We start from the raw sequence: 23,839 nt of genomic DNA on the forward strand, positions 1-23,839 counted from the left end.
TTTGGCATTTAAAGCTAGAGATTTTATAACATTTGTGCTATAAATTCGCTTTAGCATCAGCTTCTACGGCAATTTTTCTTAGTCTTTAATTGTCTTGATTTAATAAGGGAATGACCTTATGCCAAGCTATCCTGCTCGTAAAATCAGCAGCTCAGATGGTCAAATAAATGTATTACAGATTACGGATATGCATTTATCCACAGTGAAAGGTGTAATCGACAAAAATTTAACATCTAAATGTTGCTGCACACGTAGTTTCGAAGCTGTTTTAAAACAAGCGTTGAGTGAGGATATTCGCTGCGATTTAATTTTAGTGACAGGTGATTTGGTTAATGAAGTCAAACCTGATATTTACGATCATATATTTGAAGTATTACACGCTACCAATATTCCCTTTGCCTGTATCGCTGGCAATCATGATGTAACCGATGAGCTTGGGGGTGAGTTACCATATTTTCAGCGTCAATTAGTTCCTCAGCCTGCAGATGCGCGTTTGCTCAGCCGCCATATTATTAATACTGATTATTGGCAAATCCTACTACTGAATTCTGCAATTCCTGGCAAGGTTGCAGGTGAGGTTACTAATGCTGATATTGATTGGCTATGCGCGCAGCTAAGCGCTTGTGACAAGCCAGCACTTATTGCATTACATCACCATGTGATGCTTATGCATTCAGAATGGATAGATGCCCACATCGCGGACAATGTATCTGCTTGTTGGCAGCGGATGGCAGCATTTCCACATCTGCGCGTTATCATTAGTGGTCATACTCACCAAGATCAAGTGCGCTATCATAACGGTGTTACCGTCTATACTACCCCATCAACCTGCTATCAGTTTAAGCCTTACGAAGATGACTTCGCTTATGATAAAAGTGCACTACCTGGTTACCGTTGGTTGCAATTAGCCAACAATGGGCAGGTTGCAAGCTGGGTTAAAAGGTTGGATACTTGACGGCCAGTTTTATTGGCTCAAATTGACTCAAATAGTATCGCTATTCAAAAGTTAGTATTATCATAAGTATTCTAGTTACTTAAAGCGCTTGTTTATTACAGTAATGTTCAAGGCTTTTATTAAATAACACTAGGCAATAATACTAGAATAGATGATACTGCGAGTATTAGCGGGACCTAATTAAGTTAAATGGAGCCAACCCAGACAGACATTACAAAATAAGATGGAAATAGGAGCGCCTAGCATCTCACGTCAGGCAGATTATAATGGCTAGGATAGCTAAGACGACCACCAGCCAAGTTTTCGCAATCGGCCATGTACTCATGAACATTATTATTTATACCTAGATGATAATGTTGATAATAGCAATGACAGGATGCGTACTCGTTCATAAATAAGGTTTTATACCCATTATTATGTTGAGACCACCGTACCATTAGATCAGCTGTGATACTTGCGTTACCATGTGGTAAAACGTTCTATAAAAGATAAGTGATAGCATCTGTTGACACCTATCTAAGTTTTATCTTTTAAAACGTCGTTTTATTGAATTAATTTGAAAAAGTAGGATACCCATATGAGCACCCTGACTAAGAACCCAAGTGATATTAAATTCACCCCTTATGTACCTGCTAAAGACGAAGAGTATATGTCTGATGCGCAGTTAGAGCACTTTAAAGCCATTTTATTGGACTGGAAGCATCAATTGATTGGCGAAGCTGATCGTACAAAGACTTATATTCAAGATGAGTCTAGTGCCATGCCAGATATAAATGATCGCGCGACTCAGGAAGAAGAGTTTGCATTAGCACTACGCACGCGTGACCGTGAACGTAAATTGATTCGCAAAATTGACAAATCTATGGCAGAAATCGAGAACGATGATTATGGTTTTTGTGAGACTTGTGGTGTAGAGATTGGATTGCGTCGTCTAGAAGCACGTCCAACCGCGACTCAGTGTATCGACTGCAAAACTTTATCTGAGATGAAAGAGCGTCAAAACCAGGGTCATACCTAAACATTAAACTGACACTTTCATATTAGTACAGTAAATGCCACTAATTGATTATCTGATATTTAAAATAATGAGCGACCAAGTAATTGGTCGCTCATTGCATTTTGGTCGCTGAAGTTGTATTTATTAGCCGTTGGTTAACAAAATACATCAGTTTAATAAATATCTTTTTATCTTCATCTCTCTTACTCTACTCTCATTCCTTTATTTCAATAGCTGCCCATTTTGACATTTATTCATACTACTGAGACCCAAATGCTGATACCTTCTCAGCCACCATCACGCCCTATCGGACGCTTTGCACCATCGCCTACTGGTGAGCTGCATCTTGGCTCTTTGACTACGGCGCTGGCAAGTTATTGCCATATTAAATCTTTAAACGGTGATTGGCTTTTACGTATTGAAGATACCGATACTGAGCGCTGTGACCAGCAATTTAGTGAGCAAATACTAATAGATTTAGAAGCCTTAAGCTTGCATTGGGACGGTGATGTTGTCTACCAATCTGAACGCATTGATATTTATAATGATTATCTATCTTCAACACTTTTGCCCCTAACTTATGGCTGTCAATGCTCACGCAAGAGTCTAGAGCAGTATTGGGAGCGCAAAGCTATTGTAGAAACTTCAAACTTGCAAAATGCAAACCAGAAACTGCTTAATAGACAACGCTATCCACGCTGCTGTGTAGATGCAAGCCTTAATAAAGATCAACATAAACTGCGCATACAGCTGCCAGACTATTTGATTGGTTTTAGAGATGGTATTCAAGGACTGCAATGGGATAATCCGCAGCAAACCTTGGGTGATATGGTCGTTCGTCGGCAAGATGGCATGATCAATTATATTTTGGCAGCAAGCCTTGATGATGGTTTGCAAGGCGTGACTCATATTATGCGTGGTCTAGATATTTTACCTATGACCACAGCGCAAATCAGTATCATGCAAGCCGCTCGCTTGCCTGCTATTGAACAGTGGTATCACCTGCCACTAATATGTAATCCTAATGGCCAAAAGCTCTCCAAACAAAATCTTGCCCAACCGATTGATACCCGCGATCCGAGTAAGCTAATCACTCATGCTTTACAGCTGTTGCAACAGCCTCTAGTTGACATAGACACCCCAGCACGCATGTTAGAGCAAGCAGTTGCTCAATGGGACAATACGCTCTTACAAGGTAAAACCTCTCTAAATATCCCTAATTCTTATATTCCTAATCCTTAAAAAGCAAAAAGCGCCGCTTAATAGCGACGCTTTTATTACCTTAATTCTTATGGCTATCGCTAAACGGAACACGCTACCCTTACTTTTAAAATTAACGAGTTTTTGTTAGAAATAACGACATTGGCTTTTTTCTATCTCAGGGCTTTCTTTGTAGATTTTGAGTAGTAACGCGACCATCACCAAACTAATTAGCATTGATGAGCCACCATAACTAAAGAATGGCATCGTCAAACCTTTGGTCGGCATCGCACCCATATTCATAGCAGCATTAATAATCGTCTGCGCAATAAAGATAATCCCAATACCAAAAGCTGTATAACTCATACGCATTTGGCGACGTTTTAGAGCATTGTAGCTGATACGCATAGCACTACCGATGATAAGCGCTTCTAATAATAGAATCATAGTTACGCCAACAAAGCCGAGCTCTTCACCCGTAATAGCCAATAAAAAGTCTGTATGTGCTTCAGGTAGATGTGATAGCTTTTGCACGCTTTCACCATAGCCAACGCCTGTGAACTGCCCGCGACCAAAAGCAATCAAGCTACGTGCCAGCTGATAATCGGTATCTTGAATGTCGTCAAATGGGTCTAAAAACGATAAAACCCTTGTGAGTCGATACTGCACCATAGTAACTGCCAGCACACCAAGCACACCAACTACTGCTCCTAGTGCCACAAACTGCTTATAGGGCGCACCAGCGATATAAAATATCGCAAATACTGTCCCTACAATGACAACCAACGAACCAAAATCAGGCTGTAGCAATAGCAGGAAAGTCAGTAGGCCAATGACTAAGGAAATACGTAAAAATCCATCCCAGCCATTGCGTACCTCAAACGAGCGCCGTACTACAAAGTCAGCAACGAAGACAATCACTACCAGCTTTGCTAATTCTGCAACCTGAAAGTTAATAACGCCTAAATTTAACCAACGTTTTGAGCCGTTGATAGGCGCACCAAATAACGTTGCTATTAGCAGTGCACCAGTCACACCCAGCAAGATAAACTGCGTTTCGGTCTGATACAGCGTCCTTAATGGCACAAAGTAGTATGGTATCGCAGCAGCAATTAATCCAATACCCATGTATAGCAGCTGATGCTCAAAGAAATACAGCTCGGTCATCCCACGACTCAGCGCGAAAGGAATAGAAGCCGAAGCCACCATGAGCAAGCTGAGCACCATCATACAACCGACGCTAGATAACAAAATAGCGCGCGCTGAGGGCAAAGATAAAACACCATCTGAACCAGAAGCCGATTCAGATTTTTGAGAAGAACGAGAAAGGAAAGAGAGTGCCATAATATTTAAATACGCTAACAAACAAAAAAACACGACGTCTATTCAACGCCACCGTTTAAACTAAATAAAAAATACGCCGAATGACTGTTATAGCTAGTAGCTGTTATAACTTGTCGCTATACAGTCATTTATAATAGCAATTAATAAATGATAACTGGGTCTCATTAGAGAAAAATGACCCCATTAAACTAGAACTGGTTAACTGTGATTGACAGTAGCAGTAATTCATAAGCAAAACAATCATTTATCATCTAAATACTCGGATTAGACAGTCGTATCAGCAGCATCGGTATTTGTAACCAATTGTGCTACCAACTGGCTGAAATAATCACCGCGCGCCGCATAACCGTTAAACTGATCGAAGCTAGCACATGCTGGCGACAATAGTACTGCTTGTACTTGCGACAAACTACTCGCGGTGACTTGCTGAATACTTGCAAATGCACCTTCGAGGGTTTGACACTGATGTAGCACCACATCATCACTTAGCTTGGCAGCGCGCAGATGCTGTTCAATCTGCTGGCTATCCTCACCGATAAACAGAACTTGACTGACGTACTGGTTAATAAAAGGCGTCAACTCGCCAAATTGCTGACCTTTACCTTGGCCACCTAAGATTAATAGTAGCTTACCATCTTTGGGTGCATATACCGCGCCTAGCCCTTCAATAGCAGCGATGGTCGAGCCAATATTGGTTCCTTTGGAATCATTAAAATAATCAATTCCTGCAGCAGTTGCGACATATTGGCAGCGGTGATCAAGTCCTGTAAAGCGTTGTAAGGTAGCAAGCATGCTATCAATAGGTATTCCTGCAAGCTCACCGAGTGCTAGAGCTGCTTGAGCATTAAGCAAATTATGGCGACCTTTAATAATAAGTTTTTCTGCTGATAATAATCGCTCTGTACCGTGTGCCAGATGAATCTGTCCATCAGGATCAGTAATCAGGCCATACTGACCTTTGTCAGGAGCATGAATACCAATGCTTAAACGTGGCAAATTATCTGCTACTAGTGGACGAGTCAACGCATCTTCACGGTTAATAACTACCGATTTGGCACCTTGAAAAATACGATGCTTGGCCTGATGATAACCAAGCATGTCGCCATGACGATCCAAATGATCAGGCGACATATTAAGGACTGTCGCTACTTGAGCACCCAAATTGGTCACGGTTTCTAATTGAAAGCTGGATAATTCAAGGACTGCCAAGGTCATGTCGCTATTAGATAAAAGATCTAATGCTGGCACGCCAATATTACCGCCGACACCAACATTGATACCTGCATCAGCGGCCATTTCACCAACCAAGGTGGTCACCGTACTTTTGGCATTAGAGCCAGTAATGGCGATGATTGGTACATCGCATGCTTCACAAAACAGCTGAATGTCGCTTACAACCGGAATATTAGCCTGTCGTGCTGCTGCGACAGCCTCAGTTTCAAGAGATATACCAGGGCTAATAATAATACGCGCCGCTTTCTGCAATAGCTCAGCATCAATAGCGCCAAACTGACGAATTTCAACAGCAGCAGGTAATTTATCTGCTAACACTGGTGCGGACTGTCCATCTGTTACTGCCACGCGGTAACCTTGTTCAGTCAGATAACGTGCTGCCGATAGCCCTGACTGTCCCAATCCGACTACCACTTGTAGGCCACCGCCTTTATGGATTAAGTTGTCTGTTGCAGCGAAGGTCGTCATATATTTTCCTTTTATGAGGCTATTTACTTGGCTATCAAAAACGATGGTTATTGACACTGCATCGGGCAAGTGCACGATATAAAATTTCTAATTACAATGATGGTGAGCATCATAACGGTATCGTTCATGTTTCGGTACTGCTTTTTTATCACTTTGTGGTATTATGCGGATGTTTTTATATTAAGTTGCTGAGGTCTTAACTGGTAATTTAATTTTGTATTCCGATTAAGCAAGTTGTGACCTTTATTACGCTATTGTCACTTTGTCCTCAATAGCTACTCATACTGTCATTATGTTGTGGCAAACGCTTTTATTATAGCTGTTTTGCCATCTTACCTGACAATCTATCTGCTGTGATACATCATCATAGCCATTTGTGCATTATCTTAGGTTTTAATCATATTTTACTATTGGCAATACTGCAAACGACTCAGTGGCCATACTCTTTATTAAGCATTAATAACTTTTAAAATAGTGCAAGTGCAAGACCGCTTAGCAGCATTAGTCTGTTGGGCGACGCGGTAGCTTTCTTAGTGGCTAGTATTATCAATAGACCGTTATGGTTGAAAGGTAATATGACCACTAGGTAATGATTGCTTTTTTTGCCTCTAACTCTATGCAGTTTACTTATGACATCTTTTTTTGATAGCTTACGTGACGAATGGTTTTCTAATGTACGTGGCGATGTGTTATCCGGTATCGTCGTCGCATTGGCGCTGATTCCAGAAGCCATTGCTTTTTCTATTATCGCGGGCGTCGATCCAAAGGTTGGCTTGTACGCCTCGTTTTGTATCGCGGTAGTGATTAGCTTCGTTGGTGGTCGTCCGGGGATGATCTCGGCTGCGACAGGAGCAATGGCTCTCGTCATGGTTGACCTCGTCGCTGATCATGGTTTGCAGTATTTGCTTGCTGCAACGCTACTATGCGGCGGTATTCAAATCGTAATGGGTATCTTAAAGCTTGGTAACCTTATGCGCTTTGTCTCTCGTTCAGTGGTGATTGGCTTTGTCAATGCGCTCGCGATTTTGATATTTGCCGCCCAGATACCAGAGCTTAATCCGGCGACTGAACGTGTGGGCTTAACCGTGTATATTATGACGGCAGCAGGTTTGGCGATTATTTATCTGTTTCCGCTTATTCCCAAAATTGGGCGCATCATTCCTTCGCCACTCATCTGTATCGTTGGACTGACGGCCGTAGCACTTTATATGAATTTAGATATTCGTAACGTTGGCAGTATGGGCGACCTTCCCGACTCGCTTCCAGTATTTTTGCTACCTGATATTCCCCTTAATCTAGAGACTTTGTTTATTATTGCTCCTTACTCTATCGCCCTAGCTATCGTAGGTCTGCTTGAATCAATGATGACAGCGACGATTGTCGATGAGCTGACTGATACCCCAAGTAATAAAAACCGTGAGTGTCGTGGTCAAGGTATTGCCAACGTCGTTTCAGGTTTCTTTGGCGGTATGGCTGGTTGTGCGATGATTGGTCAGTCAATGATTAACGTAAAATCCGGTGGTCGTACGCGCTTATCGACGTTGATGGCTGGTGTTATCTTGTTAATTATGGTGGTTTTCCTAAGCGATTGGGTCAGTCAAATCCCAATGGCCGCTTTAGTCGCTGTTATGATTATGGTCTCAATCGGTACTTTTAACTGGCAATCTATTCGTGAATTCAAAACCCATCCAATGTCATTTAATATCGTGATGCTCGCGACAGTTTTGACCACTGTATTTACCCATAACTTAGCTTATGGTGTTGGGGTTGGCGTACTACTATCAGCCTTAGCCTTTGCTAATAAAATTGGTCAGTTCTTAACCATATTTAGTGATTATGATGATAGCAGCAATACCCGCTATTATTATGTCCAAGGACAGGTGTTCTTTGCCTCAACGACACAGTTCTTACAAAGCTTCGATACCAAAGAAGCTTTGGACAATATTGAGATTGATGTGAGCCAAGCCCATTTTTGGGATATCAGTGCGGTCGATACTTTGGACAAGCTGGTCATGCGCTTGCAACGTGAAGGTATTGATGTCAAAGTAGTTGGTTTAAATAATGCCAGTCGTACCCTGATCGATCGTTTCTCTATTCACGATCGCCGCGATATCGGCCTATTGGATTAGACAGACAGGCACAAATTTCTAACTTTTTATCAGAGTCTACTGATCAGCAGCTATTTATTTTAGCTGCTGTGTCGCTCTGTTTCGCTTGACTGTCCTTTCTCCTTGAGATGATGTGATTGCCCTTATGAGTAACTTAAAACCAGATAGTGTTATTGCTTGTCTAGACTGTCCTGATCATGTACAAGCGGTGCTAGATGCTAGTATGTGGGCTTCTTCACGCCTGCAAGCGCCCGTAGGCTTGTTACATGCAGTGCCAAGCGTACAACAAAAGGCGGCCGTCAATTATTCAGGCTGCCTAAATATCGATGATGAAAATCATTTGCTTGATCAATTCACCAGCCACGAGCACTTGAGTAACTCAGAGCTTAAGGCCCAAGGTAAGCTCTTGCTGCATCAAGCAACGGCTTATTGTGATCAGAATTTACACAAGCGAAAAATATATACTTTGCATCGCCATGAAACTCTAGGCGAGAGTATCGACTATGTTGATGAAAAGTCGCAATTGATAGTTATCGGTCATCACGTTACCTGTAAATCAACTTTAAGCCAGCTCATTCGCTTAAGCCACTGCCCTATTTTGGTGACTCATGCACCATTTTTGCCCCCTACTACCGCGTTATTTGCTTTTGATAATCGTGCCACTTCCCACAAAATGCTTAATTGGTTATGCAAAACACCCCTTATTCGATCATTAACCATTCATATTGTGATGGTTGGTAAAGACACTTCTGAAAACTGCGATGCGCTGCGCGAAGCTTATGCGCGCCTCAAGCAAGCAGGTATTAACTGTAAAAAATCCTTATTAGACAGTCGCGATGTTTGCTCCGCTTTGAACTACTATCAAAGTGAGCACAATATCGGCTTACTGATGTCTGGTGCCTTTGGACAATCACGACTACGTGAGCTACTCAAAGGTAGCGAAACCAAGAAGCTATTGGGCACTACCAAAACCCCTTATTTACTCTTTCCAAAAGCCTGAACCTCTTAATAGTTAACTCGATCATTCCTGAATCTCCATAAATATAGACGATATGTCCGCTACTCTTAGCGCACGTATCGCCTTGCCTTGCGGCTTAATCTAGCGACTAATTAGCTGTCACTATAGTTGCGAAACTTACTCTACTTCTGTCTCTCTTAACTTATCAGTTGATTAATCTTAAATTGCTTAACTATCTATATCCTTATGATAGATATTTCTATGTTCATTCTATTTTAATATTTGCTCCTTGTTCTTTGTAATATTTTCGCAAATCATCACAGGATAGCCTCCCCGCAAAGCACCAAAGTTGGTTATAATAAAGTTCTCGTTGCACCTAACGTTACAGGCACTTCTGCTATATTCGTCCTAAATTTACTTTATATTTATGCGGACTATTTCGTTTTTATTGCACCAAATACTATGACAATATAAAGCTTTTGCCTGTTATAGTGGCTATCGTTCTGGTATTGAATAAGTCTAAGCGTTCCTCCCCCTTGAGTGCGTTTGGCACAATTCTTGAACGACTTACCATAGGCATGGCGAAGGTATGATGCACTAAAAATTATGCAACGGCCTGCGACATCACTCATATAAGGAAATTTCTTATGAAGTTAATCACTGCGATTTTAAAACCATTCAAACTTGATGACGTGCGTGAAGCACTATCTGATATTGGCGTTAAAGGCGTCACAGTCACTGAAGTTAAAGGGTTTGGTCGCCAAAAAGGACATACTGAGTTATATCGCGGTGCAGAATACGTGGTGGACTTTTTACCAAAAGTAAAAGTTGAAGTAGCGGTTATCGATGAGATGGTTGAACCCGCTATCGAAGCTATTACTCGTATTGCCAGCACCGGTAAAATCGGCGATGGCAAGATATTTGTCACGGCACTTGAGCAGGTTATCCGTATTCGTACTGGTGAAACGGGGCCAGATGCTATTTAAAGCCTGTAGTTAAACAACGGATAAGCAGTCTTGCACATTATTGGTGCAAGTATATTTTTAATAAATATAGTCTTAAAGAGGATAACTGCACCGTAAAGTACATCTAGAAACAAGCCGATCTACCGCATTCACAATTCAAGGGGGAATTAAGATGCAAAGTCAGATTTTTGAGCTGCAATACGCACTCGACACGTTTTATTTTTTAGTGTGTGGGGCACTGGTCATGTGGATGGCCGCCGGTTTCACGATGTTAGAGGCCGGACTGGTTCGATCCAAAAATACCGTCGAAATCTTAACCAAAAATATCGCGCTATTTGCCACCGCTTGCACTATGTACATGATATGTGGCTATGCCATCATGTATGGTGGTGATTTATTTTTAAGTGGTATTGCAGGCGGTGAGACTTTAGTAGAAGATGCCTTAGCAGCCTCTGCCGAAAATGGCTTTTCTGGTGATTCTGTTTACTCTGCAGCATCCGACTTTTTCTTCCAAGTCGTTTTTGTAGCTACCTGTATGTCGATTGTCTCAGGTGCTGTTGCTGAGCGTATGAAACTTTGGGCTTTTTTGATGTTTACGGTAGTGATGACTGGTTTTATCTACCCATTAGAAGGCAGTTGGACGTGGGGCGGCAAAGATGTCCTTGGACTATTCAACTTAAATGACATGGGCTTTTCTGATTTTGCAGGCTCCGGTATTGTACATATGGCAGGAGCATCGGCAGCACTAGCTGGTGTATTGTTTTTAGGAGCACGTAAAGGTAAGTACGGATCTAATGGTGAGATACGGGCGATTCCTGGTGCTAACCTACCATTAGCAGCGCTGGGCACCCTTATATTGTGGATGGGCTGGTTTGGCTTTAATGGTGGCTCAGTACTCAAGCTAGGTGATATAGCCAGCGCTAACGCAGTGGCTATGGTGTTTTTAAATACCAATGCAGCAGCTGCGGGTGGTGCAATCGGTGCCTTGTTGTTAGCACGCCTTATTTTTGGTAAAGCTGATTTAACCATGCTCTTAAATGGTGCATTAGCAGGTTTGGTAGCGATTACTGCAGAACCCTCCACTCCATCTGCATTGCAAGCGACTCTTTTTGGTCTAATCGCAGGCGCCATTGTAGTGTTATCTATTCTGGCTTTAGATAAGATAAAAATTGATGATCCTGTTGGTGCTATCTCTGTTCATGGTGTCGTCGGCCTATTCGGTCTACTAATCGTCCCTATTACCAATCCTGCTGCTAGCTTAGTCGGACAAATTGCAGGCGCTGCGACTATTTTCGTTTGGGTATTTATTGCCAGCTCAGTAGTATGGGCAATTATCAAAGTGGTCATCGGTCTACGTATCTCTGAAGAAGATGAGTACGAAGGCGCTGATATTGCAGAATGTGGTATGGAAGCTTATCCTGAGTTTACTAAATAATACCGATATCTAAAAATATGATTAGCTATAAAAACAATAAAACCCGCATCACCAATTGGTCATGCGGGTTTTATTGTTTTGATTTAAAATATTAACTGAGCAGATATCTGTCATTATCAATTAGATAGATGAGAATAAATGCTTATTTCTTTTTCCACGTTTGACTGCGTGAAAATGGTCCTAAGTAACCTTTTAGATTAAGAGTATCACCGCTTAAATTCGCAGTCATACGATAAGTCTTGTTTTTCTCAGGATCAGTGATAGTACCACCACTGTACTTACCACCACCATCAGCTTTTAAATCAGAGATGATGGTCATACCAACGTGCTTTTTACCTTTTTCAGATACAGTGCTAATTAGCTTACCCGTCAATACGCCATTTGACTCTGTGATTTTGACTACACCTTTAGGCTTGCCGTCATCAAAAGTTTGCCAAGTAGTATTGGCTAATGGATCAGCGGCAAATGCCATAGTGGCCATACTGATACCAGCAACTGCTAAAATAGATTTTGTAAATAGTTTCATAGATCGACTCCATTCGTACGATGATTACTCAAAAACATTATGTTTTCGTGCTTATCCTATGCTATCAGTTGTTTGCTGGTAAATTCTATTAGTAACTTAAACTACTAATAATTTAAACTACGCAATCAACCTAAATAACATCTTCTGCACTCATTATAGACAAAATCCGAACTTTGCCTAGTAATTTTTTATAGATTATTGTTTCTATAAAATTAAAACTATATCAAATAGTTACAGAAAAGGATTGTCTATATTTTCATCTTGTCGGTCATTTTTTTCTTTTGACGTCAGCGTTTTTTTACTGTTTTCGGTAGAGTTTTCAAAAGCTTGTAATATCTTGGTCGTCAGTTCATGTAACTGCTTTGCTTGCTCATGACCTGAATCATTGAGATATAAATCAACATCACCATAGATGATAATTTTGTCTTCTTGATTTTCTATAGTCAGCTCACCAATCTGCATACTTTGGTGATTATTTGCAAATGGCTCAATCATTTTACTCTCCATACTCAAGTAGTATTGGGCAATATTCATAGATAATTAATAGACATTATTTAGGCTGGTATTGATCTAAGCTTGCAACTGTGCCACTAACCATTCAAGAATCGCCCATACAAACAACATCCAAGCAGGTTCTTCAATTGGCGCGTCATCTGATCTATCCATGTTTTCTCCAGCCTTCAATGGTAGCTCTAATGCTTGCGCTTTGGTTTTTAGGTCAAGTACTGGTAGGACATCGATACCAGTTTTGGCCGTTAACTCATCAATACTGATGACCTCTATACGCTCTGACTCGTCATTAGGGGCATAGTAAACACCTGCTTGATTGGTCGCTGGAACATAAACTGCCTTAAAAAAATGACTAGGTACTAGCACCCGCCCAGCAAGCTGTTTGGTTTTTTTATCGGTAAATGCGACACCCGTGATGGTATAAACCTCACCATATTGCTGAGTTAAATAGCGAGTAGCAGACTCTATATTACGCCAAATATAGCGATTATTACGCGGAGACTGTGGGGCAATATTGGCTAAACTAAAACTGTCATATTGTTGACTACGAGTTGCCATATCCGCGTTAGGCGCTAAATGGCCGCGGTCATAGCCGGAGCCTGAATAATCCGACAATGAGGCACGCGCTGACCTTGGTACTCGGCTCTCTTCGTGAAAGCTGTCTTCACGGTCGATTTCTTTGGCTTGCTGTAAGCGCTGGCGGGTCAAATGCTCTGCTGACCATAAGGGTGTACGCGATACGCCTGAATACATAACAGCAAAACCGTCCATACATAGGGGTTGGGTCTTTGCACTTAGCTTATCATTGATAAATTCAGGATAGATACCGCCATAAAAAGACTGGCTACATTGGGTAAGATCATCTGCATGCGCTGGCGAGATACTTACCATTACAGTAATTACTGTCATTATTATGCTATTTTCAAAACTATATATAGGTCTAACAAAACTTATCATTCAACTTTCAACCGTCTATGCTTACTATTACGTATACGCTATCCTAGCAGGCGTCTACAAATAAAGAAAGATAAGGCTGCTGACAATACAAGGTTACAAGGTCGTGACATTGAATGAAGTATCGGCTATACTAAGCCGTCTAAAATAGACTGACAGCAGATTTTGATGTCTCATTTCTTGATGACAATCCGAAAACCTGTCTACTATGTCAAAAACGGTGAAGTGGGTGAGTGGCTGAAACCGCACGCCTGGAAAGTGTGTATACGTTCATAGCGTATCGAGGGTTCGAATCCCTCCTTCACCGCCAATCTTAGTTATCCCCTGTTTTCCCAATCTGTCCGAACCCCTCCAAAATACTCCTTAAACCCTTTACAGGTAAGACTTACAGTCTATACTTATTATCTACTGCTGTCCGAATCATTCCTATTCAACCCTATGTATCCCACGTGTTGTGTTGGTCTATTCGTTGGTCTATTATTCATATACACCTCAATTAGACCAACATTCGATCTAAATTTATATAGCCTAGACCAACATAATCGTCTTGAAGCTTTAAATACATAGCTCGTAGGTATAAGGAATAGACCAACATGTTAAGTGATGCCAAAATTCGTAAGCTAAAACCGACTGATAAATGCACCCCTTCTCGTCCAGACAAATATAGTGATCAACAAGGTTTGCAATTACTGGTACGTAGCTCAGGAACGCGAACATGGGTAAGCGCATATCGCTTTAATGGTAAGCAGCAGAAAACTACTTTAGGTACATACCCACAGATGGGTTTAGCAGAAGCAAGAATAGCTAATGCTGACATTAAGGCTTTAGTAGCTAATGGAACCAATCCAAAGAATAAAAAACGTCAAGACAAGATTGCGAATGAGCAAGCTAAAATGTTCAATGATTATGCGCTTGAATGGCTAGAGGAGCGTGAGCGCAACGTAAAGCCTCGCACCTATCAACAGGACTATAATCGCATGCACAAAGACGTTATACCTAGCTTTGAAGGCATTGCTTTAAAAGATGTGACATTCGAAGATTGTAAATTAATGGCAGATGAAATTGAAAGCAGGACTAACAATGAAGGGGCATCACCACGAGAAGTAACCAGACGCACTATTGATCTCGTTGGCAATATTCTTAGAAGAGCCATGAGAGAGCGCCTAATCGATGTAAATCATACAGAGGGGCTAAAAGATCTTTATCCAAAAGCAAAAACCAAGCACATGAAACACGTTGAGCTTAGTGAGCTGCCTAAGCTCTTGCAAGATATTGAAAGATATCATGGTCACGATCAAACTCGATTAGGTATGAAGTTTTTGGCATATTCTTTTTGTCGTACTATCGAGCTCAGAATGATGAAGTGGGAGCATATCGACTTCCCTAACCGACTATGGCGTGTCGACATTGATAATCTTAAGATTGCACGTAAGCATGTTGTTCCTTTATCAGATCAAATGCTGGCTGTTTTGGAAGAGATGAAACCCATTACCAGACAATACGAATACGTGTTCTATCATACTGGTATGCATCAGCCTTATAGCGAAGAGTTTATTAATAATGCTTTAGATATCCTTGGATATGGAGGTAAACAGACTGGGCATGGCTTCCGTCACATCGCCTCAACTAACTTAAACGAGCTTGGCTACATGGGTGATGCGATCGAAAAGCAGATGGCGCACGATAAAAAAGGCAGTATCCGCGCAGTTTATAATCACGCGCAGCACTTAGAAGAGCGCCGTAAGATCATGCAAGTTTGGGCTGACTTCTTAGACCTACTTAGAGATACAGGTGAAGTAGTAGACTTTCAAGCAGCACGTCAGCAGATTGAAAAATCATTAACGAACTATCAATCTGATGATCTCAAGGCAATCGACAAGCAAGATCTTATCCAGGCACTCATCAATAAAGGTATGACAATGATAGAATTGAATGAGCTATTAAAGCAATAATTCGATAACTTATTTTTATAAAGCTTGCTATTAAGAATATTGAATCAAACATTTAATAATTACATCAAATCAGGCGGCTTAACTCTACTAAAGCTAACTAGTCTTTATTAAAGGTTCTTTTGTATTCATCTTCAATCATCTGGCTTATAGCTTTATTGGAAGCAGTTATTCCTTTGGCTTTCATAATAGAGTCCAGTTGATCTTTATTTTTCTTATAAACTTTTACTTCGCTTTGTTCTTCATTCTTATTGCTTGCTGAAAACTTAACCCAAGCATCTTTCATGTTTTCTATAATTTTAGCTCTAAACGATATTACTGGTATCGATACAAAATCGAATGTAGGATCACTTGTATCTATATTTTTAGTAAAGATTTCATACGTGTAATCTACGTTTGATAAAACATCAAGACTAGCTAAAATTAAGTTGTGTTTGTCTTCTAGAGAGATAGGTATAAAGATACCCTGAAGTATAAGATAATCTCTCTTTTCTGAGCTTAAATAATTATATGCCCATTCAATTTGACTACTGTCATCACTTTTAAACCATGCGATTTCTCTATCAGTACGATTTCTAAAATAATCAGATTTGATTCTTTCTATACGCCATATTAACAGTTGATTATTCGTGTCATCATAATATGAATAAAACGGTAAATTAATCTTAATATAGTTAAAATGAGTAATTTCATATTTTAGATAATTTAAAATATAAGCAACTAGCTCACCACCTCCGACCAAAGACTTATTATACAAAGTAATTTGAATTAAATAAGCGACGTACAGAGCGCAACGAAGGTTGTCTTTTATCCATTTTAATGAGCTATCTGGTAGCTGGTTATTAATTTTAAATTGCATTAATCTATGGAAATATTGGATTGGATATTGCTGATTTTTAAATATGCTTATCAAAATAGCTTTGAATACTCCCATATCTAAATCTATATTAGCTGTTGTATCTCCCGTATACATATTATGCGCAAATACTAGGCTCTTGCACTCATCCTCATTAAAGCGTTCAACCGTTTTATAAAAATCTTCTAAATTTTTCCAATTCTGTTTTTGGTCATAAAAATACAAATTAGTATTAAATTTATATTGTTGAGCAAAGTGGTATGCATTAGCTTGATTTAATATTTCTTGGTTTGTATTAGAAGGTTGAGCAGGCATTTTAATAACTTCAGCTTTCGAGGTAACTAATTGATTAAAATTCAGATCAGTAGTGTTTTTTTGTTCAACAGTAACAACCACATTACAGTCTAAACTCTCTTCAAATTCGACATCATTTTCGTTACCATAATTAACATTCTCGTGGTCTTTCATTGCAACAATCCTTCCGAAAAAACTCTATAAAGGTGGGTTAATAGTCCATATTAGTAGAAAAAAACTATATTTTAACTACTTATAAACTCCCTAATATAGGGGATTTGAGCAGTCCTATACCCTTTTTTAGCTCAAAATAGACTGTACTTAGTCTTTCATCTTTTCGTCTTAACTATACCTTGTATCCAAACCTCGTCCTAGCACTAAATTTAAATAGTTTCATCCTAACATCACTGTGTCTTTTAGGTGTTATCTACGTCAGCACAATCCTCAACCCTGGCAGCAATTTTCTATAAGCAATAAACTGCAAATCCCAAGTACACAACAAAGAAATTACTATTTCACTCTTAGCATGTTATTTATATTATCAGCTAACACTAAAAATTCACCCCTAAAAAATATACATCATACTGATAGTTATGTAAGTTTATTTCAATGGAGCACTATTATTTCATACTTATTTATCAGCTAATCCCATTCCATGTTTTTATTCGTAGTTGAATTATTTTGCAAATAAAATGATGCAAAAATACTATTTGAGCAGATAACCTGATGGCTTTTATCTCAGTTTTTAATAGATAAAATTCCCATTTTATAATTATAGATATTTACGTAACTCCCCAAGTAACAAAACCCCGTCTATACGGGTATATGATCAACCCACCTTCTCGCAGTAGCGCATTTCTTTACCGATTGCCAATCCGGTAAATAATACTATTAATATAATCCTCTATACATCCGAGTTGTTTGGCTCAACCAAACGACGTCAGTAAAAAGATATCTAGTTGCCTTAGATTATGAACACATAACCTAAGGCATTATAAAATGATGAACACAACTTTATGGCACGACTACGTCGTCGCCAGAGTCGATAAACTCGTAAGCGATATACTTAATCCAAAAATCATACTTAGCATTCAACAAATCAGTGAGCAGTTGAATCTCTACTATCAACCAATGACACTGCTCTACAATAACGAATTGGAATACACCCATTCGATAAGATGGTTTATAGGCAGTTGTTACCTCGTTTGTGGCAACTGCTATCCCAATGATTTTTTTTGGGATAAGGCTATGACACAAAGATTTTTATATGCGCTTAGTTTTTATCAGCCTGAATTTGCTACTGCTATGACTGACTTCGCTTTTCAAGAAAATCGTAATGGACAATCGCTTTTTGGTTGTATGAACTATTTTTTACATGAATACAAACGTGTGCTTATCGTGAGAGTCGACCTCAAAATTAAACTAGAGTATGCACATCTTATTGGTATTGAAGCCTTCAATGATCTTATGAATAAGATCATGAGAAAAATACAAAGTGACAGGGAAAAAGAGGAGAGAAGAAAAGCTGGCAAAATCGTTAGTAAAGAAAAAAGCTGTTTTGAAGATTTAAGGGGTTATGCTTGGGCGATAGAACAAGGGGTCGATACTGGAGGCTTGCATTGTCATTTATTACTGATTTATAACGGTGATAAGCGCCAGGAAGATTGGTACTTAGCTGATACAGTTTGTAAGCGCTGGGTTGAAATAACAGAAGGTATGGGCTGGTATTTTAACTGTAATACCACTGAGTATAAACGAAAGCAAGAGCTTAAAGGTACGCTTGGTATAGGTATGATCCATAGGGATAATATCTTAGAGGTGAAAAACGCTATCCATGCAGCGCTGTACTTAACCCGCCCTGATAAGTACGAGCAGCGCCTTAAAGCTTGGATGCCTAACATGCGTAGCTTTGGTCGTTGCAATTATCCCTAAAAGCTAAGTAGCGCTTAGCATTACCCATAACAAAGTAATTTCAGATACATACTACTTGACTGAACATACGATCATTTGCTCTAACAAGTGCTCAGTCAATCTAATCTTATTTCCCTCTCTAAGGCCTGCTTAATCGCAGGCCTTTTTTTATGCGCTCTATTCTTAGGAGTCTATATGGCATTTTATTGTGTAGTACTGGTAGTTCATATCTCATCATTGGTTGAGTTTGCTATCCGCTATCGCTCTAAACCCTGCATTAAAACCCCCACGTTTAATCAACCAACGCTCTAAATCAATCAATAAAAGGAATACTCTCATGGCACATTTAATCGAAACAATGGCATACCTAGGCCAGACACCTTGGCATGGCTTGGGGAATGAATTGTCACCGAAGCAATCTATCGAGGTCTGGGCTAAGCAAGCAGGTCTTGATTGGCGCATTGAGTCCTCAGACGTCAGCTACATGGCAAGCAATGACAAAGGGCATAACCTAATTCTACCTTTTGCTGAGCAGAAGGTACTTTATCGATCAGATAACTTCGAACCGTTATCGGTCGTCAGTCAACGCTATCAAGAAGTGCAACCTCGTGAGATTCTAGAGTTCTATCGTGATCTCACTGAACAGTCTGATTTTGAGCTAGAGACGGCTGGAGTGTTGAAGGGTGGTCGTAAGCTATGGGCATTGGCCCGTACAGGGCAATCAGCAACGCTTAAGGGCAAAGATGTCAGTAATGGCTACTTGTTACTGGCAACGGCTTGTGACGGCACTCTAGCAACCACAGCACAGTTCACATCGATCCGTGTGGTATGCAATAACACCCTAGCGATCAGCTTAGCGGACGGAAGCGGTGGCGTGGTCAAAGTTCCGCACTCTACCTCCTTTGATGCCGATAAGGTCAAGCAGCAATTGGGTGTGTCGGTTAAGCAGTGGGATGAACACTCATACGAGATGAAGCAGCTATCAGAACGCCGTGTTACTCAAGCAGAAGCGGCAAATTATCTAAGCCGTGTGTTCAATGATCAGGACAATAACATCATTTTATTTAACAGCGCTAAGAAAGAGAAAGATGCGGTACCAAATGCTAAAGCCATGAATAAGGTGATGAGTATGTTCAACGGCTCAGGTCGTGGAGCAGATCTTGATGCCGCTCGTGATACGGCTTATGGCTTGCTGTGCAGTATCACTGAGTACGTGGATCATGAAAGACGGGCGATGAATACCGATAACCGTCTCAACTCAGCATGGTTCGGTGCTGGAGCGAAACTTAAGCAGAAGGGTTTAGAGGAATCGCTGCTGATGCTTGCTTAGTCAGATAAATCTTAATTCTACAACACAATCAACCACGCTTAAGGGCGTGGTTTTTTTATGCCGTTTATTTCATTTAACACCAATCATAAACCTATTAAGGAATTTACCATGAACATGATCGCACTAAACACCACCACTCAGCCACGACAAACTAAGCGTTCTACCGTTAAGGTGAAAACGCCTATAGCAATAAAGTCTAATATAGACGTTAAGCCAGCTGTATTGGCTAAGCATTCTGATCATCAATCAAGCATCGCTAAGCGTTTGGTCAATACCAAGTCTTTAAGTCGTGAAGACTGGCTACAGTTTCGCAAGCAAGGTATCGGTAGTAGTGACGCCGCTGCTGCCTGTGGTATTCATCCGTACCTTTCCATGCTGGAATTATGGATGATTAAGACAGGGCGCATGACCTCAAACATCGATGAGAGCATCGAAGGGTATTCGCCCCTCTATTGGGGGAATACCTTAGAGCCTATGGTGGCTAAATATTATCAAGAGCACACAGGCAATAAGGTAAGGCGTGTTAATGCCATATTGCAGCATCCTGATCCTGACAATCACTTTATGCTGGCCAATTTAGACTACGCAATCACTGGTAGTACAGAGGCGCAGATACTAGAATGTAAAACCGCAGGGGAACATGGTGCCAAGCTCTGGAAACACGGTGTACCTTTGTACGTGACGTGCCAAGTTCAGCATCAATTAGCAGTCACTGGCAAACAGGCGGCGCATATCTGCGTGTTAATCTGCGGACACGAGGCTAAGATATTTAAGGTTGAGCGTGATGAGAAGCTGATCGCGTCCATCATCGAGCATGAGCGGTTATTCTGGCAATACGTGGAAACCGATACACCGCCAACCCCTGATCATAGCGAGTCAGCAGCTCGTGCGTTAAAGCAGCTTTATCCCAAACCTGAGCCATCCAGCAAAGTTGATTTACGGGAAGATGACGGAGCCAATAAGTTGTTTGAGCAACTGCTTAGTTACCGTGACTACATGCAAGAGCTAGAGCAGAGTCATGATCAAGTAAAGCATCAGCTGCAAACGCTAATTTCCGACAATGAGATTGCAGTATTTGAGAAAGGCGCTATCTCTTGGAAGCGCTCGAAAGACAGTGTCGGTCTTGATAGCAAAGCGCTAACCAAAGCACATCCTGAATTGCTTGAGCAGTTTAGTAAAACACGCCTGGGCAGTCGTCGCTTTGTCATTCTTAACGATAACTAAGCTAGCACTCACTCAACCATCAATAAAATAATCGAGTTAATAAATCAAACGCATAAACGCCCACCCGTAACAGGTGGGCTTTTTTATGGCTACATAAAACACATAAGGAATATCACCATGATTAAAGGTCTAACGATTACTCCACCAGTACTTGGTCGTATCAGCATCGGACGTGTCATTCAAAAGGATGGCAAGCGTTTACCTGCTAAAGACGATCAGTTCACCATTACCAGCCAAGTTCAGAATAAAGACGGCTGGATCAATCATCCACTAGATGAGAAGTTACGCGAGCACAGTAAAGGCAAGCTCAGACAGATCCCTGTACGCATGCTGTTTAATGATCCTGAGCTTAATTTGCGAGCTGAGTACACACTGTTTGATAGACAAACAGGTAGACCCGTTTGCGTGGGCGACGGAGAGCAATGTCAGCGTCGAACAAGTAAAGGCGTTGAAAACCATCCATGCCCATCACCTGATCGCTGTCCATTGGCGCAAGGCGGTGCTTGTAAGCCTTACGGGAGGCTTTACGCTAATCTGTCTGAGGACGATGAGCTTGGCACCTTTATCTTTCGCACCACTGGCTTTAATAGCATTCGCACACTTGCAGCAAGGCTCAGCTACTTTGCTGCGGTATCAGGTAATAAGTTGTCCTGTCTGCCATTACAACTAACCCTACGCGGTAAAAGCACGACTCAAAGCTATCGGGCACCAATTTACTTCGTTGATCTAACGCTACGTGATGGTGTGACAATTAAGCAAGCGGTGCAGAATGCGCAAGCGATAGATGCTGAGCTTAGCGAGCATGGCTTTGATCAAGCAGCATTAGAGGCAGCCGCTAAACAGGGCTACGTGAACTCATGCTTTGAGATTGATAGCGATGAAGCGTTTGAGGTGGTCGAAGAGTTTTATCCAGTAGAGGCAAGCGATGCTATCGACAGCCAACAGGGGCATGTGCAAAATAGCTTAGGCACTCATAACTTGACTAGCATTGAGCAAGGGCTACGGCAAAGCGTGACAGCAGTGAGCTAACGCATTCAAAGCAGATATGGAGCATAAAAAAGGAGCTGAATCAATCAGTTCCTTTTTTTATTGCTTCAAATCAGATAGGCAGGAGAACGGCATAGAATGGAGTAAAAAAATATGGGACTCGATAAGTATATGAGAGGAAACGCTCTCATTCACTTACAAGGAGCTAATCATGAAAAACTTAAATATTAATAATCAAAATCACTTAAACAACACAGATCTTTCACATGCACCTAGAATGCTACGCCTAAAAGTAGTTATGGACTTAACGGCTCTTGGTAGTACAACTATTTATGATATGTTAGATAAGAAGTCTAAGCGCTACGATCCAACCTTTCCTATTCAAGTTAAACTATCAAAAGGACGTGTTGCATGGGTAGAAAGTGAGGTTGTAAAGTGGTTAGAAACTAAGATAGCCGCAAGAGCTCACTAGACGGAAACAATAAATGAGTCACTTTAAGTTACTCATTTATTGTAGATTTAGATGTTTCTAGTCATTTAAAACATCCAAAACTTATGGCTATAGTTTTTATAAAGTCTAGGTTTCGCAATATCTCTAGTGTACTATACTCAATTATACAGCTTCAGATATATGTTGAGTTTTATTTTGATTATGATAGTTTGCAATACTGTAAATAAAGTATCTTCACGCTATTAACTTAATAAGAGTAAATACTCTTATTAAAAACGGATCTAACAGTGCCACTAGCAAAATTTTAATATTTTTTCAAAGCACGCGATTCACAAATAGCAGCACAGTACGACTCAGCGGCCGATTCAATAAGAATAGCAAAGGAAGCTACTTATAGTTTTGTGTGGGAAGAAAGGAACAGAGTTCTATCCTTTCCTTTTTCGTATGAAAGACTTACTTAAGTAACTAAAAAAAGGAATGGCTATGAACAAGAAAGTATTAGCAGGGACTGTGGCTACAGTAATAGCCGTAGGTGTTGGTGTAGCGCTTGTATCTGAGCCCGCAACAACTGCTAAAGCCACAATACCTTCTCAAGAAATAGAAGTTGCAGAAGTTGCAGAAGTTGAATATAACAGTGGTACTGGGGGACATTATGACTTGGCTAAAGAGATTGAAGAGTATGAAGCCGGTATCGACATGACAGAGGGATATGATTCTGCAATGGATTCAAATCATCCGAATTTTGACCCTTCGATAATAGCTGATGGCACCGATCAATATGTTGAAGAAGTTTATTACGAGACAGAAACGGTAAATACATTTCAACCTTTTACAAACAAACCCATCCGTGTATGGGGTAGCGATTTAGGTAATAAACTTGCCACATACCCACAAGAGTATACCGCAAAGTATGGCGATAAATTACTTTTGTTATCAGGTCATGTCACCAACTCCTACTCCAATGGTGTAGATTTAGGATTATTGTTTGTGCCTAACGTACATGCACCAAAGGGCACCGTGATAGAAGTAATTTGTTATGGTGCTGTTGCTACAGGCGGTTATCCATCATCAGTAGCAAATGATTGTTCATAAAAAAATAAGAAGCTGTGAGCCTTTCCTAAAAAGTGTGTAACTGCTTATAATCCACTAACCGGAGACTAAGCAATGACTAACCAATCTGACAT

Annotated in this window: 20 protein-coding genes and 1 tRNA gene; 15 read left to right on the top strand and 6 right to left on the bottom strand. The window is 40.6% G+C overall.

Annotation, left to right across the window (positions count from 1 at the left end; all coding sequences use genetic code 11):
• Positions 1-118: 118 nt before the first annotated feature.
• From AAEY87_RS10420 to gluQRS, 3 genes are all read left to right on the top strand, one after another.
• Positions 119-955 carry a metallophosphoesterase gene (locus AAEY87_RS10420; RefSeq protein ID WP_350657112.1) on the top strand — a complete coding sequence of 279 codons (837 nt, stop codon included), beginning with the start codon at positions 119-121 and terminating at the stop codon, positions 953-955.
• A gap of 577 nt (positions 956-1,532) precedes the next feature.
• Positions 1,533-1,973: an RNA polymerase-binding protein DksA gene (gene dksA / locus AAEY87_RS10425; protein ID WP_068038396.1), complete on the top strand. Its 441-nt coding sequence runs from the start codon at positions 1,533-1,535 to the stop codon at positions 1,971-1,973.
• Between the two features lie 252 nt (positions 1,974-2,225).
• Positions 2,226-3,194 carry a tRNA glutamyl-Q(34) synthetase GluQRS gene (gene gluQRS / locus AAEY87_RS10430; RefSeq protein ID WP_350657128.1) on the top strand — a complete coding sequence of 323 codons (969 nt, stop codon included), beginning with the start codon at positions 2,226-2,228 and terminating at the stop codon, positions 3,192-3,194.
• Between the two features lie 105 nt (positions 3,195-3,299).
• Here gluQRS and ftsW read toward each other — a convergent pair whose 3' ends face one another.
• A complete protein-coding gene (ftsW, locus tag AAEY87_RS10435; RefSeq protein ID WP_203226561.1) occupies positions 3,300-4,496 on the bottom strand; it encodes a putative lipid II flippase FtsW in 1,197 nt (398 codons plus the stop codon).
• Between the two features lie 264 nt (positions 4,497-4,760).
• Positions 4,761-6,197, bottom strand: coding sequence for a UDP-N-acetylmuramoyl-L-alanine--D-glutamate ligase (murD, locus tag AAEY87_RS10440; RefSeq protein ID WP_350657113.1), 1,437 nt, complete (start codon positions 6,195-6,197; stop codon positions 4,761-4,763).
• A 629-nt stretch (positions 6,198-6,826) separates the two neighbouring features.
• On the opposite strand from murD, the gene AAEY87_RS10445 reads away from it, so the two are divergent.
• The 4 genes from AAEY87_RS10445 to AAEY87_RS10460 all read left to right on the top strand — a co-directional run bounded on the left by AAEY87_RS10445 (position 6,827) and on the right by AAEY87_RS10460 (position 11,663).
• Positions 6,827-8,326 carry a SulP family inorganic anion transporter gene (locus AAEY87_RS10445; protein WP_068038408.1) on the top strand — a complete coding sequence of 500 codons (1,500 nt, stop codon included), beginning with the start codon at positions 6,827-6,829 and terminating at the stop codon, positions 8,324-8,326.
• Positions 8,327-8,450: 124 nt separating this feature from the next.
• The gene (locus tag AAEY87_RS10450) at positions 8,451-9,305 is read left to right on the top strand and encodes a putative universal stress family protein (protein WP_350657115.1); all 855 of its coding nucleotides are present in this window, start codon (positions 8,451-8,453) and stop codon (positions 9,303-9,305) included.
• Positions 9,306-9,910: 605 nt separating this feature from the next.
• Complete coding sequence (locus AAEY87_RS10455; RefSeq protein WP_010197981.1) at positions 9,911-10,249, top strand: P-II family nitrogen regulator; 339 nt, start codon at positions 9,911-9,913, stop codon at positions 10,247-10,249.
• Between the two features lie 151 nt (positions 10,250-10,400).
• On the top strand, positions 10,401-11,663 hold the full coding sequence (locus tag AAEY87_RS10460; RefSeq protein WP_068329692.1) for an ammonium transporter AmtB: 1,263 nt from the start codon (positions 10,401-10,403) through the stop codon (positions 11,661-11,663).
• A 142-nt stretch (positions 11,664-11,805) separates the two neighbouring features.
• On the opposite strand, the gene AAEY87_RS10465 is transcribed toward AAEY87_RS10460, so the two are convergent.
• From AAEY87_RS10465 to AAEY87_RS10475, 3 genes are all read right to left on the bottom strand, one after another.
• Positions 11,806-12,189 carry a DUF2147 domain-containing protein gene (locus AAEY87_RS10465; RefSeq protein WP_068038415.1) on the bottom strand — a complete coding sequence of 128 codons (384 nt, stop codon included), beginning with the start codon at positions 12,187-12,189 and terminating at the stop codon, positions 11,806-11,808.
• A gap of 231 nt (positions 12,190-12,420) precedes the next feature.
• Positions 12,421-12,684, bottom strand: coding sequence for a hypothetical protein (locus AAEY87_RS10470; protein ID WP_350657116.1), 264 nt, complete (start codon positions 12,682-12,684; stop codon positions 12,421-12,423).
• A 75-nt stretch (positions 12,685-12,759) separates the two neighbouring features.
• On the bottom strand, positions 12,760-13,608 hold the full coding sequence (locus AAEY87_RS10475; protein ID WP_350657117.1) for a DNA/RNA non-specific endonuclease: 849 nt from the start codon (positions 13,606-13,608) through the stop codon (positions 12,760-12,762).
• 264 nt (positions 13,609-13,872) lie between these two features.
• Here AAEY87_RS10475 and AAEY87_RS10480 point away from each other — a divergent pair.
• Positions 13,873-13,963, top strand: a tRNA-Ser gene (locus AAEY87_RS10480).
• A 283-nt stretch (positions 13,964-14,246) separates the two neighbouring features.
• Positions 14,247-15,605, top strand: coding sequence for a tyrosine-type recombinase/integrase (locus AAEY87_RS10485; RefSeq protein ID WP_350657118.1), 1,359 nt, complete (start codon positions 14,247-14,249; stop codon positions 15,603-15,605).
• Between the two features lie 97 nt (positions 15,606-15,702).
• On the opposite strand, the gene AAEY87_RS10490 is transcribed toward AAEY87_RS10485, so the two are convergent.
• Positions 15,703-16,926 carry a hypothetical protein gene (locus AAEY87_RS10490; protein ID WP_350657119.1) on the bottom strand — a complete coding sequence of 408 codons (1,224 nt, stop codon included), beginning with the start codon at positions 16,924-16,926 and terminating at the stop codon, positions 15,703-15,705.
• 825 nt (positions 16,927-17,751) lie between these two features.
• Between AAEY87_RS10490 and AAEY87_RS10495 the strand changes: the two genes are divergently transcribed.
• The 6 genes from AAEY87_RS10495 to AAEY87_RS10520 all read left to right on the top strand — a co-directional run bounded on the left by AAEY87_RS10495 (position 17,752) and on the right by AAEY87_RS10520 (position 23,747).
• A complete protein-coding gene (locus AAEY87_RS10495) occupies positions 17,752-18,684 on the top strand; it encodes a YagK/YfjJ domain-containing protein (protein ID WP_350657120.1) in 933 nt (310 codons plus the stop codon).
• Positions 18,685-19,000: 316 nt separating this feature from the next.
• A complete protein-coding gene (locus AAEY87_RS10500; RefSeq protein ID WP_350657121.1) occupies positions 19,001-19,993 on the top strand; it encodes a DUF932 domain-containing protein in 993 nt (330 codons plus the stop codon).
• A gap of 108 nt (positions 19,994-20,101) precedes the next feature.
• Positions 20,102-21,217, top strand: a complete 1,116-nt coding sequence (locus AAEY87_RS10505; protein WP_350657122.1) for a YqaJ viral recombinase family nuclease — start codon at positions 20,102-20,104, stop codon at positions 21,215-21,217.
• A gap of 117 nt (positions 21,218-21,334) precedes the next feature.
• Entirely contained in the window at positions 21,335-22,246 is a 912-nt protein-coding gene (locus AAEY87_RS10510) for a recombination directionality factor (protein WP_350657123.1), read from the top strand.
• Between the two features lie 169 nt (positions 22,247-22,415).
• Entirely contained in the window at positions 22,416-22,676 is a 261-nt protein-coding gene (locus AAEY87_RS10515; protein WP_350657124.1) for a helix-turn-helix transcriptional regulator, read from the top strand.
• Between the two features lie 462 nt (positions 22,677-23,138).
• Positions 23,139-23,747, top strand: coding sequence for a hypothetical protein (locus AAEY87_RS10520; RefSeq protein ID WP_350657125.1), 609 nt, complete (start codon positions 23,139-23,141; stop codon positions 23,745-23,747).
• Positions 23,748-23,839 lie beyond the last annotated feature (92 nt).

Source organism: Psychrobacter sp. S1-30-MNA-CIBAN-0213, from assembly GCF_040309845.1.
GTDB lineage: Bacteria > Pseudomonadota > Gammaproteobacteria > Pseudomonadales > Moraxellaceae > Psychrobacter.